Source organism: Flavobacterium sp. (genome assembly GCF_040402835.1).
Lineage (GTDB): Bacteria > Bacteroidota > Bacteroidia > Flavobacteriales > Flavobacteriaceae > Flavobacterium.
Map to the genome: position 1 here is coordinate 1 of NZ_JBBALW010000011.1, position 16986 is coordinate 16986.

The window sequence follows — 16986 nt, forward strand, 5'->3', positions numbered from 1 at the left end:
TTAATTTATCTATTTTTGTCTAATAATCTGTATCGATTATTTAGGACTAGTCAATAGTATGATTATTTCTTAATCACTCTAACCGTTTTCATTGCATTTTCTGTTGTCACTTGAATAAAGTAAGCACCATTTGCATATCTAGACATATCTATTTGGGTTGTACTAGCATTTATTTCTTTGCTCATCAATTGTTGACCAACCATATTGAACACTTTCACACTAGTCATGTCTTGAGAATAAGAGATATTCAACAAGTTAATGACCGGGTTTGGATAATAATTGAATTTTGTCATATCAAAATCTTGATTAGCCAAAGTTGTTATAGTTACTGCCAAGCTTGTTGCACTTGTACAACCACCTATAGTTTGAGTAGCATAATAAGTAGTATTTGCCAGTAGCGTACTATTAGGCAATGGATTGACTCCAGCTGCTGCATTAGCACTTGTTGCATACCAAACCACATTAGTACCCGTTACCACTATAGAACTTAGCGTTAGTGTAGAAGATATCGATTGTGTCGCAGCTCCTGTTGGCGCTGATACCGCATTTACAGTTACTGAAACAGCTGTTCTAGGGCTTTCACAACCACCAGCTGTTTGAGAAACATAATACGTACCCGATGAAAGTGCTGCAGTTGAAACTAATGCTGTACCACCTGTAGCAACTGTATACCATTTAATTCCAGTTCCATTAGCAGTTAAACTAGCTACAGTCGCACTGTTACAGAATTGTTGTGAAGGACTACTAGACGGAGCAGCTGTTGCATTAGAAATTGCAAAAACTAGAAATCTCGATGGACTTTCGCAACCATTTGCAGTTTGAGATGCCCAGAAATAACCTTGAGTTAATGGCGTAGTTGAAGCCAATACAGTTCCTCCTGTTGAAACAGAGTACCATTTAATGTTAGTTCCAGTTACTGCAGTTGTCATACTGCTTACTGTAGCGCCACTTGTAGGACAGAATTGATAGAATTGAAGTCCTGTTGGTGCAGGAGTTAGATAAACCGTTACAGGTACAGTTGCGACTCTAGCACATCCTAATGGTGAAGTTGCTGTTGCGGTATAGGTAACTGCTGTAGATGAACTGCTCGTTTTAAAATAAACTGCTGACAAATTTTGCCCCGTATATGGAGTAGTAGCTGCAGCATCTGTATACAAATTAGTTGTTGGAGACCATACCATTGAGGCAACTTGGGTACCTGCTATAGAAACGTTATCAATTGCCCAGAACCAACCATAAGAAGAAGTGTATTTGAATCTTAATTGAACTGATGGTTGATTAAGTGCAGCAGCTGGTATAGGTAATATTGCATTTGTAAATGCAGCAACAGCTCCCTGAGTTCCAGTATAAGTTTGTAATGTTACCCAGGTAGTTCCACCATCTAAAGTATAATCAACAGTTGAATTATTTGTCGAATATAAGTAATGATAGAAACTAAGATTCGCGTCGGAGAAACCTACAGTACTAAATACAGGAGATTTTAATTCGGTTGAAGTAGATCCTCCAGAACCTTGTGCGTCACTATTTGACATGTAAAATTGAGAACTATCATTTGAAATGAAGGGACCATAAAAACCATAAACATATCCATTAGGTTGCATCGTCCAATCTGCTAATGCAGGAGTTCCACCAGTTGAATTATTTACAGTAGTCCAGTTATTTGGACCATTAAAGTTTTGAGTTAACAAAGTCATATTGTTTAATGTCCCACCTGCTGAAACTAAAGGCAAGATAGAATCCGCACAGGTTGAAGCAGAAGCAGGAGCTATAGTCAACACACTTGGAGTAGGATTAACAGTTACTGTTATACTTGCTGTTGTAGCACAAGGAGTTGCTCCTGATGTTTGAGCAGCAGCCAATGTATAAGTAGTGGTTGTTAATGGATTGAATACCCATCCATTTGTTAAATTACCTGTAACCGTAGTTGGAGTCCATACATAACTAGTGTAATTAGAACCACCTGTTGTTACCGTTACAGCAGCTGAATTAGATTCAGCACAAATAGTTGAAGGATTTCCACTTAAAGCTATTGAAGGCGGTGTAGTTACTGTTACAACTACTGGAACTCTAACTGAAGAACAAACTACTTGACCATTAATGGTAAACCTTGGTCTGTAAGTTGTAACTGTTCCGGTTGTAGCGGCTAACATTGTTGCTGGATCTAAATTGTCAGCTAAATAATATGCTGTAGAATTAAAGTTGACATTATCTACTTTCATAGTGGTTGGTACTGAAGTTGTAGCAGCAGGAACAGATGTTCTAGCTATAGAAACTAAGATATTTGAACTACCATCCCAATTGAATGTGGAAGCAGAACCCGTTCCAATTCCAAAAGTTAAATTGTTCACTGTATTTGCTACAGGTGTAAATCCAGTATCAGCAAGCGTACCTGCATATACCTGGCTCAATCCAGCAGCTATAAAAGCTGTAGTCATCACTGAAGCAGTAACGGGGGCTAACGAAACAGAGAATCCTTGATAGGTTTGACCAGAATCTGTAGGCTCAAATCCTAAACTTGTAATGTTACCAGCACCAATTCCGGCAGCTAGTAATTCATCTGCTTTAATAATGTATTGTGTTTTAGATCCTCCCCAGTAACCCGGCAAGAACGACTGACCTGAGTTTGCAGAGTTTGTAGCTCCTAAACCAACTGGTAAAGCACCTGCTACATACGTCTCAGCACCTGCATAATAAGTTGTAGTTGCTGTTATAGATGGTGTTACAAATGAAGTACCTGTTCCAAGAGCAGCACCACCTGAAGCATTCGCATACCATTTAATAGTTGTACCTGCAGAACCAGTAGCAACTGCCGTTGCAGTACCTGTTCCACAACGCAATCCTGGAGTTGAAGATAGTATTGAATTCGCAAATCCAATTGTTGTTGCATTTGTATATCCAGGAACCCCACTACAAGCAACCAATTTACATCTGTATTTGGTTGGAATAGTTGGAATAGTAGAGTACGTTAAAGTATTTGCTGAAGTGATATCTACCCATGTAGCGCCACCATCAGTAGAATTTTGCCATTGGAAAACCATACCATCTGTAATTCCAGTAAAGCTTGTGCTAAAGTTAACGGTTTGACCGGTACAAATAGTAGTTGCACTAGCATTCGTAGTTAAACCGGCAGGAATTGTATTTCCAAGAACAGCCATCGATACTTGAGCAGAACCTGCAGCATTAGAACAACCAGTAGTTTGGTTCACATAAGTAATAGAATAAGTAGTTGTAGCAGCTGGTGCAACAGATAAGTTAAATACGTTTGTACCAGGATTTACAAATCCTGTAGCAGCCGGAATTAAAACACTATTTGCATACCAACTTGTAGTATAATTTGAAGGTGGAGCAAAACGCCATGCTTCAGGTGTTGTAATAGTAGAAGTAAATGCTTGACGACCTGGAGCTACGGCACCTATGGTTTTAGTAGCATCTTGAAGTCCAACAGTAGAAGCCGCTGTACCTGTTTTAGATACAATAGCAATATCAACCGTTCCTAGCGTTTCGTATAAACGAGCTTGAGCTGTGAAACCAAGTGCACTATCAGAACAACAAGGATCCACTTTACTATATTCAATTACGAAAATTCTATTTGGAGCATATCCTTGCGTCCAATAAGTTAATGTACTTGATGAAGAGCCAGCGGTTCCACTACCAAAATATTGATCGGCAGCCATCAATGCAATTACATTTCCTGGATTTAATGCATTTGGAAATACACCACCTGTGGTATTAAAACTATATTGACCTAAATTACCTGCTGCTGTGGTATAACCTGGAGGTGTACCAAACATTAATAATCCATTGGTTCCTGCAGAAATTGTACTAAAACTTGTTCCAAAGAAATTAAAATTAAATCCAATTGGAAGTCCAGACCAACCACCATCATCAAGAGTTCCTCCCGATAGCGGAACGTTTGGCACTCCATTTGTACAAACAACAACCGCATTAGTTGGTGCTAAATATTCTAAATAAGGCACTGAAGTTACAGCAAAATTACCTGCAACTAATCCGGAACCAATAGTAGCACTGGTACCTGGGCAAACTCCCTGAGCAGTTGTAGTAACTGTTGCAGATGGTAAAGCATAAACCCCAATTGATATATTAGTTACTGCAGTACACGTTCCTTTAGTAGCTGTTAATCTGAAATCAGAAGTTTGACTTAAAGTTGAAGTTACCGAAGTTCCTCCAGTTGCAGGTGCAACTGTTGCAGGTGCAGTTAAAGAAGTCCAAGAATAGGTTATTGAAGCATCTGTTGGTGAAGCTGAAAGTGTTACTGGACTACCAGTCCCACAAAATGAAGTAGCAGTAGTTACTATAGCTGTTGGCGCTGTAGTAATAGTAACCATAGTTCTTAAACCTTCACATGACCCATTATCAAGACCAACCCATATATTTCCAGAACAAACTGGGGCACTAAAAGTAGGACCTGTGTATAAAAGAGTACCTCCACTTACGGCATCATACCATTTGAAAGTACCAGAACCACCTGAGGCAGTAACTGTAACTGTACCACCTAAATTAATACTAACCGCGGCTGTGGTAACTGAAGGAGCGCTTGGCGAAGGTGTAATTGTAATATTTTCAATTCCAGTAACGGTAAGACCATTTTTAGTAATTGAGATATTTCCAGAAGTTCCTGGTCCAGCATAACCTGTAATAGTGGTAGCATTCACAACGGTGAAAGACAATACCGCAGTACCTCCAATTTTCACAGAAGTTACTCCTGAAAAATTAGTACCTGTTATAGAGAAAAAACCTGAGTTAGCACAAAGTACAGTAGGTATTACCCCTGCTATAGTTGGTGCACCAGTACCCCAAGCATAAAAATTTCCACTTGCATAAACTACAGGGCCAGGAGCAACAACACTTGTTGTAGCGTTACCAGTTGCGGCTAAAGCACCTGATGCACCGACTCCAGCACTTCGAACATTCCAAGCACCATTTAATGAGGAAGCCTCGACTACAAAAGTTTGATCTTGTGAAGATATTAATGCATCAAGAGAATTATAATTTAATTTTACTGTTGAATTAGTACCTCCAGTAAGTAAAGCTGAAGATGTCGGTGTTCCTAAAGTTGAAGCAGTATCAATTTTAAAAGCACGAGATCCTAAAGCAATTCCGGTACCCCCAGCAACTGTATTTCCTGGAGTACCTACTTCTGTAACTTTTACAGTTAATATATCGGTACCAGCAGTAACTGCAGTAGAACCAGATCCACCAGTAAAAGTGGTAACCGTTCCGCTAAAAGGGAAATTAAAAGTAGAACCCGTAATTCCTCCTCCTCTACCCGTTAAGGTCATAGAGCCATTTTTAATAAATGTATTAGAAGTTCCAAATGTAGAAGCCGTAGATCCAGCATATCCATTCCAAGTAAATAAAAGATTGTATCCGCCTAAATCTAATATGTTACCCGGAGTATTAGCACTCGCGGTTAAAGATAGTGGAGCAGTTCCAAATAAAGTAAGATTATTAGTTAAGTTTAAGCCATTTCCAGAACCTGATAGAGAAAGTGTATTCATTTTTCTATTGGTCGGTATCGATGCATCATCAGTCGCAACAACAGCTGTAACCGCTGGAGCAAAAAAGTTTAATGTTAAGTTATACAAAGCAATACGAGCAGTAGGAGCTGTTGCAAGAGTGGTAAAGGTACCACCTACCGAATTTCCAGAAGTTGTACCCACTCCAACTGTTGGCGCAGCAGCATAACCAAAACCAGCATTGGTCATGGTAAAACTTGTAATTTGACCATTGCTTCCTAAATTAGCAGTGGCAGAAGGCCAACATCCCGTAGGGAAAGCCAGAGTTGCAGTACCTGCTGAAAAAGTCAACGTTGGAGGCACTGAATAAGTAGCTGATGTTGCTGTATTTAAATACACAGAAACCACTTTACCTTGATTCATTGTTATCGTAAAGTTAGTAGTTGCTAATGCTGTACCGGAGATCAATGTACCACCTGTTAAAACAACTGTAGGTGCAATAGTATATCCAGAACCCGCATTGGTTACAAGATTTAAAGTTGGTGGCCCAGCAAAACCTACTAAAGGCACCCCAGTATAGTTAAGCCCACCATTGATAGTAGAAATATTACCAACACCTGAAGAAGCTTGTACATCCGTAGAAGCAATGCTTGCTCCTTGATCACTATTGATAGTTAAACCACCTGTTATAGCAGTAGCGCCACTTTTTTGAGTTGTAAAACTTGTAGGACCAGCAATTAGTTGAAACAAAACTGCGGTTGCAGTAGCACCAGATCCTGTTCCAGCTAAGTTACCCACACTAAAAGCTATTGAAGGAGCTGTTGAAAAACCAGAACCCGCTTGTGTTAAATTCAAGCTTCTTACTGTACCAGTAACTGAATCAAAATTAACAGAAGCTTTGGCAACAGGTCCTAAATAACGAAACTGACCCACAGTACCAGAAGTGTGCACTGGCATTGTAGTTGTAGCAGTGGCTAAAATGGCTTGATACACATTTTCTCCATAGAAATATTGAGTAGTAAGTGATAATGTTCCATTATAAGGAACATTAGTTCCTAAAGTTCCTGAAGTTCCTATCCATATTAATGTAGGACCACTTGTAGTAAAAGTAGTCGCTGCAGTAGAAGTTGGCGGAGTAGCATTAAATGTTCCTGCTGTAGTACATAAGTAAACATTGTTTCCACTTACGTATCTTGTTCCTAGTATGGCAACTAGTAAATCAGCATATTGAACAACTGCTTGCCCAAAAACAACTGGAGCTGCAGTGTAAAGAGAACCCATATTCGTTACTGCTACGCTTGCCACTTGTAAATTTAAGGCTTGACCGTAAATTTGGGCTGTGTTGTCAATTTTTACTTTACCGTTCGTATTTAGAGATCCCGCAGTAATTGTAAAACCAGCAGTTACCGTTAAATTTTGGGAAGTAGCAATAGAATTGCTCCCTAAATTTTGAAAAACTAAAGATCTAATAATTCCTCGAGTTCCATCACCTTCAAAAAAACCCGTTCCACTTAATGTAGAACCTGAGCCATTAAAATTCAAAGTACCAAGAGCAAAATTAGCATATCCATTATTTTGGAAATTACCTCCTATGTTTGTAGTTGTTCCTGCAGAGGCAGTAGTATAAGCTAAATATTTACCTCCTGAATTTATTGTTAAATTACCACCAACTGTAAGAGCGTTAGCTGTTGCATTCCATTGAACAGTTCCTGAAATATTCAAAGTTGAAACAGACACAGCCTGATCTACAGTAACTATAGAACCTGAAGGAATTGTTGCTATTAATTCAGGTAAAACTCCACCCACCCATGTTGCAGGGTTACTCCATAAACCTCCAATTGCTGTTGCAGTTCCAGATAAACCTTCTCTAATTTGAACATTATCAACAAAAACATCATAACTTCCATAGGTAGAGACCATTTGCAATCCTATTCTTGCGTTAGCAACCCTAAACGAAGCAGGTATCGCAACAGTTCTAGAAGCCCATGCACCTGAAGTTGTTGAAGATAAAGCTCCAAAACTTGTCCAAGTAACTCCTCCGTCAAGTGAACCAACTACTGTAACGGAAGTTGAATTGGCTGCATAACTAAATGAACATGAAAATACCGGGGCAATAGAAGCCGATAAATCTATTGCTGGAGAATATACTATTCTGGTTACCGTTCCTGATGTATTCCCATCATAAAACCATAACGATTTTGTACCGTCTGGAGGAGTTGTTGGAGAACCTCCATAAGGAGAACAACCTGTTGGGTAAGAAGAACTAGACAACCAAGTTGTACCAGCACTCCATGTAGATTGAGACCAGTCATGACTTCCTCCTAAACATGCTACTGGAACAACATCTACAGTCATTCTTTTTTGACCCCAACCCGCTGGCGCATTAGGCCCAGCATTTGTAGCAGGTGTAGTAATATTTCCGTTTAAGTACCAAGATCCTTCAAAAGACTCTGTAAAATAAGTCTGTCCTTGAACAGAAAAATTTGCAAAAAATGCAAATGCAATTAGCAGCAAAAGGCTCTTAAAAGAGGTGCTTTTTTTAGCGGCTAAATTTTCATTTCTAGTGTTTGATTCCTGTGAAAACAAGCCTCGAACAAAATTGTAATTTTGATTCATATTTAGTTATTATAGGTTAGGGTAATTTTATTGCTAATAAATTGTTAAATAATTATTGATAAAAATAAGAAAAAAAACAAAACAACAACTTTTTAAATTGTTTTTTTTTTAATTATTTGGTAATTTTAACATCCAAAGATGAAATACAGCAGGAAACAGCTCCTAAAAAAATAGGAAAGGAAAAATTGATTGTGAAAAAAATCCCGTTTGATAATTCAAACGGGATTTTTAATTTATGCTTGACCAGCAGGTCCAAAATTCAAGGGAATTGAGGGTTGCTCGGTGTCTTTTATTTCGCCGTGGGCAACTTCAAAACGGTGGACATTTTCTGCCAATGCTTTTACTAATCTTTTAGCGTGTTGTGGCGTCAAAACTATTCTTGACTTCACTTTTGCCTTAGGAGTTCCAGGCATTATACAGACAAAATCCAATACAAATTCTGATGCCGAATGATTGATAATGGCTAAGTTGGAATAAATTCCTTCGGCCATATTTTCATCTAATTCAATGTTGATTTGTCCTTGTTGCTCACTCATTGTAAATATACTTTAATTGTTTTCGCTTAATTGTTTTATCAAATTAACGACAAAACAATTAAACGATTAAACAATGAATTAATAATTGTATTCTTCTTTACTTGTCATCATATCATTGAATTCTTCTTTTGAACCTACAATGGTGTGATCGTATTCTCTCATACCTGTACCGGCTGGGATTCTATGACCTACAATTACATTTTCTTTCAATCCTTCTAAGTAATCAATTTTACCAGCTACTGCCGCTTCGTTTAATACTTTTGTAGTTTCTTGGAAAGATGCTGCAGAAATGAATGATTTCGTTTGAAGTGACGCTCTTGTGATACCTTGTAAAACTGGTGTTGCAGTTGCTGTGATTACGTCACGTGCTACAACCAAATTCTTGTCATTACGTTTCAATAGTGAGTTTTCATCACGCAATTCACGAGGAGAAACAATTTGTCCTGCTTTTAGGTTTTGAGAATCCCCTGCATCTTCAACCACTTTCATACCGTATAATTTATCATTTTCAACGATAAAGTCTTTTGTATGTATTAATTGGTCTTCTAAGAATAAGGTATCTCCTGGATCTTGAACTCTAACTTTACGCATCATTTGACGTATTACTACTTCAAAGTGTTTGTCGTTGATTTTTACCCCTTGCAAACGATATACTTCCTGAATTTCATTAACCAAATACTGTTGAACAGCTGCTGGCCCTTTAATTCTTAAAATGTCTTCTGGGGTAATTGCTCCGTCAGACAATGGCACACCTGCGCGTACAAAGTCATTTTCTTGAACTAAGATTTGGCTTGAAAGTTTAACTAAATACTTCTTAACCTCTCCGAATTTAGATTCGATAACAATTTCACGGTTTCCTCTTTTCACTTTTCCGAAAGTAACCACTCCGTCAATTTCTGAAACTACTGCTGGATTCGATGGATTACGAGCTTCTAACAACTCTGTAATTCTTGGTAAACCTCCTGTGATATCTCCAGATTTTGAAGAACGACGTGGAATTTTTACTAAAATCTTACCTGCTTTAATTTTCTCACCGTTGTCAACCATCAAGTGGGCACCAACTGGTAAGTTATACGAACGGATTAATTCGTTGTCTTTACCGTAAATCAATAAAGTTGGAATTAATTTTTTGTTTCTTCCTTCAGAAATTACTTTTTCTTGGAAACCAGTTTGCTCATCGATTTCAACCATGAACGATTGTCCTTGTTCTAAATCTTCGTAAGCAATTTTACCAGTAAATTCAGAAATAATAACTCCATTATAGGGATCCCATTTACAGATAGTATCTCCCTTAGCAACTTCTTGACCGTCTTTTACATAAATGCTTGAACCGTAAGGAATATTATTGGTAGCTAACAGAATACCTGTTTTAACATCTATTAATTTTAATTCAGTAGAACGAGAGATTACAATATCAACAGCTTGTCCGTCTGCATCTTCTCCTTTAACCGTTTTTAAATCTTCTATTTCTAAACGACCGTTGAATTTTGCAGGAATGCTTGATTCTTCAGAAATACCACCCGCAACCCCACCAACGTGGAATGTACGAAGTGTTAACTGTGTACCTGGCTCTCCAATAGATTGTGCGGCAATTACACCAACAGCTTCACCTCTTTGTGTCATTTTTCCAGTAGCTAAGTTTCTACCGTAACATTTAGCACAAATTCCTTTAGTAGCTTCACAAACTAATGGCGAACGAACCTCTACTTTCTCGATTGGAGAAGCTTCAATTAAACGCATAGTTGCTTCTACAATTTGTTGTCCACCGTAAACTATAACTTCATTTGTTAGAGGATTTATAACATCTTGCAAAGCAACACGTCCTAAAATTCTTTCTCCTAAAGTTTCTACTATTTCCTCATTCTTTTTCAATGCTGAAACTTCAACACCTCTAAGCGTTCCACAGTCTTCAATATTTACGATAACGTCTTGAGAAACGTCGTGTAGTCTTCTTGTTAAGTACCCCGCATCGGCAGTTTTCAAAGCCGTATCTGCTAGTCCTTTACGCGCACCGTGAGTAGAAATGAAATATTCTAAAATCGATAGTCCTTCTTTAAAGTTAGAAAGAATTGGATTTTCAATAATTTCACCACCACCAGCGGTAGATTTTTTAGGCTTAGCCATCAATCCACGCATACCTGTTAACTGACGAATTTGCTCTTTAGAACCCCTTGCTCCAGAGTCAAGCATCATATACACCGAGTTGAAACCTTGTTGGTCTTCTCTGATGTTTTTCATTGCTAATTCTGTTAGTTGGGCATTTGCAGAAGTCCAAACATCAATAACTTGGTTGTAACGTTCGTTATTGGTAATAAGTCCCATATTATAATTGGCAGAGATACCGTCAACTTGTTCTCTGGCATCTGCAATTAATTTAGGTTTTTGTTCTGGTATTCTAATATCACCAAGAGAGAATGACAATCCACCGCTGAAGGCGAATTTGTAACCCATATCTTTCATATTATCTAAGAAGGCAGCCGTTGTAGGTACATTAGTCACACTTAATACGTGACCGATAATATCTCTAAGGTTTTTCTTAGTCAATACATCATTGATATATCCAGCTGCTTCCGGTACTACTTCATTAAATAATACACGACCAGCAGTTGTTTGAATAATTTTATATACTAATTCTCCAGCTTCATTGAAATCTTTTGCACGAATTTTCACACGAGCATTCAATTCTAATTTACCTTCGTTTAATGCAATATTTACTTCTTCCGCAGAATAAAAAGTTAAGTCTTGACCTAAAATTATGTGTTCTGGAGTCGAGATACGTTCTTTGGTCATATAATATAGACCCAAAACCATATCCTGAGAAGGTACAGTAATTGGCGCACCATTGGCAGGATTCAAGATATTATGAGAAGCCAACATTAATAACTGTGCTTCCAAAATAGCCTCTGGTCCTAACGGTAAGTGAACTGCCATTTGATCCCCATCAAAATCCGCATTAAATGCAGTACAAACTAAAGGGTGCAATTGAATTGCTTTTCCTTCTATTAATTTTGGTTGGAATGCTTGAATACCCAATCTGTGCAAAGTAGGAGCACGATTCAGTAAGATTGGATGTCCTTTAATTACATTTTCAAGGATGTCCCAAACTACAGGCTCTTTTTTGTCTATTATTTTCTTAGCTGATTTTACTGTTTTTACAATTCCTCTTTCTATCAATTTACGGATAACGAAAGGTTTGTATAGTTCGGCTGCCATATCTTTTGGGATACCACATTCAAACAATTTCAATTCAGGTCCAACAACAATTACCGAACGAGCAGAATAATCCACACGTTTTCCAAGTAAATTTTGACGGAAACGTCCTTGTTTACCTTTTAAAGAATCTGATAAAGATTTCAAAGGTCTGTTTGATTCTGTTTTAACAGCAGATGCTTTACGCGTATTATCGAAAAGTGAATCTACCGATTCTTGCAACATACGTTTTTCGTTTCTCAAGATAACTTCTGGAGCTTTAATCTCCATTAATCTTTTCAAACGGTTGTTCCGTATAATTACACGACGGTATAAATCATTTAAATCTGAAGTTGCAAAACGACCACCATCAAGTGGCACAAGCGGACGTAATTCTGGTGGAATAACAGGAACCACTTTCATAATCATCCATTCAGGACGGTTTTCACGGTTCAAGTTAGATTCACGAAAAGACTCTACTACTTGTAATCTTTTTAATGCTTCTGTTTTACGTTGTTTAGATGTTTCGTTGTTTGCTTTATGTCTTAAATCATAAGATAATTCATCAAGATTGATACGCGCTAACAAGTCCATAATACACTCTGCTCCCATTTTGGCAACAAATTTATTAGGGTCAAAATCATCTAAATATTGGTTATCGGCAGGCAAAGTATCTAAAATATTTAGATATTCTTCTTCTGTCAAAAAGTCTAATCTTTGTACTGATTCTCCTTCAGCATTTTGAGCAATACCAGCTTGGATTACTACGTATCTTTCGTAGTAAATAATCATATCTAATTTCTTAGATGGCAATCCAAGGATATATCCAATTTTGTTTGGTAGCGAACGGAAATACCAGATATGAGCAATTGGCACCACCAAATTGATGTGACCTACTCTATCTCTACGTACTTTTTTCTCAGTAACTTCAACCCCACAACGGTCACAAACAATCCCTTTATAACGGATTCTTTTGTATTTTCCACAAGCACATTCGAAATCCTTTACAGGTCCAAATATTCTTTCGCAGAAAAGTCCATCTCGTTCTGGTTTATGGGTTCTATAATTGATAGTTTCAGGCTTCAAAACCTCACCTCTTGACTCCGCCAAGATAGATTCTGGAGACGCTAAACCAATCGAAATTTTGTTAAACTTTTTAACTACAGGGTTATTATCTCTGTTGTTGTTATTTCTATTATTCATCATAGTCATAAAAATTTTAAGTTGTTGGTTGTTAGTTGTTGGTTGATAGTTTTGGATTTTTTACCAATAACCATCAACCGCCAACCATCAACTATATTATTCTTCCAAACGAATGTCTAATCCAAGACCTTTCAATTCATGCATTAATACATTGAAAGATTCTGGCAATCCTGGTTCTGGCATTGCTTCTCCTTTAACGATTGCTTCGTAAGTTTTAGCTCTACCTATTACATCATCTGATTTTACTGTCAAGATTTCTCTTAATGTGCTTGATGCGCCATACGCTTCCAATGCCCAAACTTCCATCTCTCCAAAACGCTGACCTCCAAATTGAGCTTTACCACCCAATGGTTGTTGTGTAATTAATGAGTACGGTCCGATTGAACGGGCGTGCATTTTATCATCAACCATGTGACCCAATTTCAACATATAGATAACTCCAACTGTTGCAGCTTGGTGAAAACGTTCTCCTGTTCCACCATCATAAAGATAGGTGTGACCGAATCGTGGAATTCCAGCTTCGTCAGTCAATTCATTAATTTGATCTAAAGTCGCACCGTCAAAAATTGGAGTAGCATATTTTCTGCCTAATTTTTGTCCAGCCCATCCTAATACCGTTTCATAAATTTGACCAATGTTCATACGTGAAGGTACACCAAGTGGGTTCAACACGATATCAACAGGCGTTCCATCTTCAAGGAAAGGCATGTCTTCATGACGAACGATACGAGCAACAATACCTTTGTTACCGTGACGTCCCGCCATTTTATCCCCAACTTTCAATTTACGTTTTTTAGCGATATAAACTTTAGCTAATTTCAAGATTCCAGCTGGTAATTCATCACCAACAGTAATTGTGAATTTCTCTCTTCTTAAACCACCTTGTAAATCGTTCAACTTAATTTTATAGTTATGGATCAAATCATTTACCATTTTATTGGTGTCATCATCAGAAACCCATTGTCCTTTATTTAAGTGAGCAAAATCTTCTACAGAATTCAACATTTTAAGAGAGTATTTTTTACCTTTTGGCAATACTTCTTCTCCTAAATCATTCATGACCCCTTGTGAGGTTTTTCCGTTTACAATATTGAAAAGTTTCTCAATTAATTTGTCTTTTAATTCAACAAATTTGGTTTCATATTCCATTTCCAAAGCAGCCAAAGCATCTTTATCTTGCGTACGTTTGCGTTTGTCTTTTACAGCTCTTGCAAACAATTTTTTATCTAAAACAACACCGTGTAATGAAGGTGACGCTTTCAATGAAGCATCTTTTACATCTCCTGCTTTGTCCCCGAAGATGGCACGAAGCAATTTCTCTTCTGGAGTAGGATCTGATTCTCCTTTAGGTGTAATTTTTCCAATTAGGATGTCGCCAGGTTTAACTTCGGCACCAATTCTAATCATACCATTTTCATCTAAATCTTTAGTAGCTTCTTCACTAACGTTTGGAATATCATTCGTTAATTCTTCGTTACCCAATTTAGTATCTCTAACTTCTAATGAATAATCATCAATATGTATAGAAGTAAAAATATCGTCACGAACTACTTTTTCAGAAATTACAATTGCATCCTCGAAGTTGTACCCTTTCCATGGCATAAATGCAACTTTAAGGTTTCTACCTAAAGCCAATTCACCATTTTGAGTTGCATATCCTTCAGACAATACTTGACCAAGAACTACTCTGTCCCCTTTTCTTACGATAGGTTTTAGGTTGATACTTGAACTTTGATTAGTTTTTCTGAATTTTATTAAATTGTATGTTTTTTCATCTTCTTCAAAACTAACCATACGTTCTGCATCAGAACGGTCATATTTGATTGTGATGATATTGGCATCAACATAAATTACCGTACCATCACCTTCAGCATTAATCAATACTCTAGAATCAGAGGCAACTTGGCGCTCTAAACCTGTACCAACAATTGGTGCTTCAGGACGTAATAACGGAACTGCTTGACGCATCATGTTAGATCCCATCAAGGCTCTATTCGCATCATCATGTTCCAAGAAAGGAATTAATGAAGCAGAAATTGAAGCAATTTGATTAGGAGCAACATCAGTATAATCCACTTTTGAGGGGTGAATAACTGGGAAGTCACCTTCTTGACGTGCAATAACGTTATCGGCAGTAATTTTTCCAGTTGCGTCCATTTGGATATTTGCCTGAGCAATCATTTTTCCTTCTTCTTCTTCTGCACTTAAATATACAGGAGTAGCGTTTAGATCAATTTTTCCGTCTTTTACTACACGGTAAGGCGTTTCGATGAAACCCATTCCGTTTACTTTTGCATAAACTCCAAGTGAAGAAATCAAACCAATGTTTGGTCCCTCAGGAGTTTCAATTGGACATAAACGTCCGTAATGCGTATAGTGAACGTCACGAACCTCAAACCCAGCTCTTTCTCTTGAAAGTCCACCTGGTCCTAGCGCAGATAATCTTCTTTTGTGTGTAATCTCAGCTAATGGATTGGTTTGATCCATAAATTGAGACAATTGGTTGGTACCAAAGAAAGAGTTAATAACCGATGATAATGTTTTGGCATTAATCAAATCAATTGGTGTGAACACCTCGTTATCTCTAACGTTCATTCTCTCTCTAATAGTTCTAGCCATACGCGCTAAACCTACACCGAATTGTTGAGAAAGTTGTTCACCAACAGTTCTAACACGACGGTTTGATAAGTGATCAATATCATCAATCTCAGCTTTAGAGTTGATTAATTCGATCAAATATTTCACGATAGTTATGATGTCCTCTTTGGTCAAGACTTGCTTTTCCATAGGGATATTTAAACCTAATTTTTTGTTCATTCTATAACGACCAACTTCACCTAAGTTATAACGTTGATCTGAAAAGAATAATTTATCAATAATACCACGAGCAGTTTCTTCATCAGGCGGTTCTGCGTTACGCAATTGTCTGTAGATGTGCTCAACAGCTTCTTTTTCAGAGTTTGTTGGATCTTTTTGTAACGTATTGTGAATAATAGAATAGTCAACTACATTAGTATCTTCTTTATGTAACAAAATAGATTTCACATTAGATTCAACGATTTCCTCAACATTTTCTTTGTCAAGAACAGTATCTCTGTCTAATATAATTTCATTTCGTTCGATAGAAACTACTTCACCAGTGTCTTCATCTACGAAATCTTCGTGCCATGTATTCAATACACGAGCAGCCAATTTTCTTCCAATATATTTTTTAAGGCCGGCTTTAGAAACCTTAATTTCTTCGGCGAGGTCAAATATTTCAAGAATGTCCTTATCTCTTTCAAAACCGATTGCACGGAAAAGAGTAGTAACAGGTAATTTTTTCTTTCTATCGATATAAGCATACATTACGCTATTGATATCCGTAGAAAATTCTATCCAAGAACCTTTGAAAGGGATTACTCTGGCAGAATACAATTTTGTTCCATTGGCATGGAAGGATTGACCAAAGAAAACACCTGGAGATCTGTGCAATTGAGAAACAACAACACGTTCGGCGCCATTTATTACAAAAGTACCGCTTGGCGTCATATAAGGAATTGTACCTAGATAAACATCTTGTACAATTGTTTCAAAATCTTCATGCTCTGGATCTGTGCAATACAGTTTTAACCTTGCTTTAAGGGGTACACTATAGGTAAGACCTCTTTCTATACATTCTTGAATGGTATAACGAGGTGGATCTACAAAATAATCTAGGAATTCCAATACAAAGTTATTTCTTGTATCTGTAATTGGGAAATTTTCCATGAAGGTGTTGTATAAACCTTCGTCGCCTCTTTCGTCAGTTTTAGTTTCTAATTGAAAGAAATCTTTAAACGACTTAACCTGAACATCTAGAAAATCTGGATAGTCAGGAATATTTTTTGTTGAGGCAAAATTCAATCTTTCAGTCTGATTTGTTATCATCAATGAACAAAATTTTGATTAAAAAAGTAATTTTTTGTGTAAAACACTATTTATTT

Annotated in this window: 4 protein-coding genes; all 4 read right to left on the reverse strand. The window is 37.3% G+C overall.

Features of this window, described 5'->3' with window-relative positions:
- Positions 1-62: 62 nt before the first annotated feature.
- Positions 63-8093, reverse strand: coding sequence for an Ig-like domain-containing protein (locus AC9UEH_RS05245; RefSeq protein WP_509529229.1), 8031 nt, complete (start codon positions 8091-8093; stop codon positions 63-65).
- Positions 8094-8326: 233 nt separating this feature from the next.
- A complete protein-coding gene (locus AC9UEH_RS05250) occupies positions 8327-8629 on the reverse strand; it encodes a DUF3467 domain-containing protein (RefSeq protein WP_509529232.1) in 303 nt (100 codons plus the stop codon).
- Between the two features lie 78 nt (positions 8630-8707).
- Complete coding sequence (gene rpoC / locus AC9UEH_RS05255) at positions 8708-13024, reverse strand: DNA-directed RNA polymerase subunit beta' (RefSeq protein ID WP_509529234.1); 4317 nt, start codon at positions 13022-13024, stop codon at positions 8708-8710.
- 93 nt (positions 13025-13117) lie between these two features.
- A complete protein-coding gene (rpoB, locus tag AC9UEH_RS05260) occupies positions 13118-16930 on the reverse strand; it encodes a DNA-directed RNA polymerase subunit beta (protein ID WP_509529237.1) in 3813 nt (1270 codons plus the stop codon).
- Positions 16931-16986 lie beyond the last annotated feature (56 nt).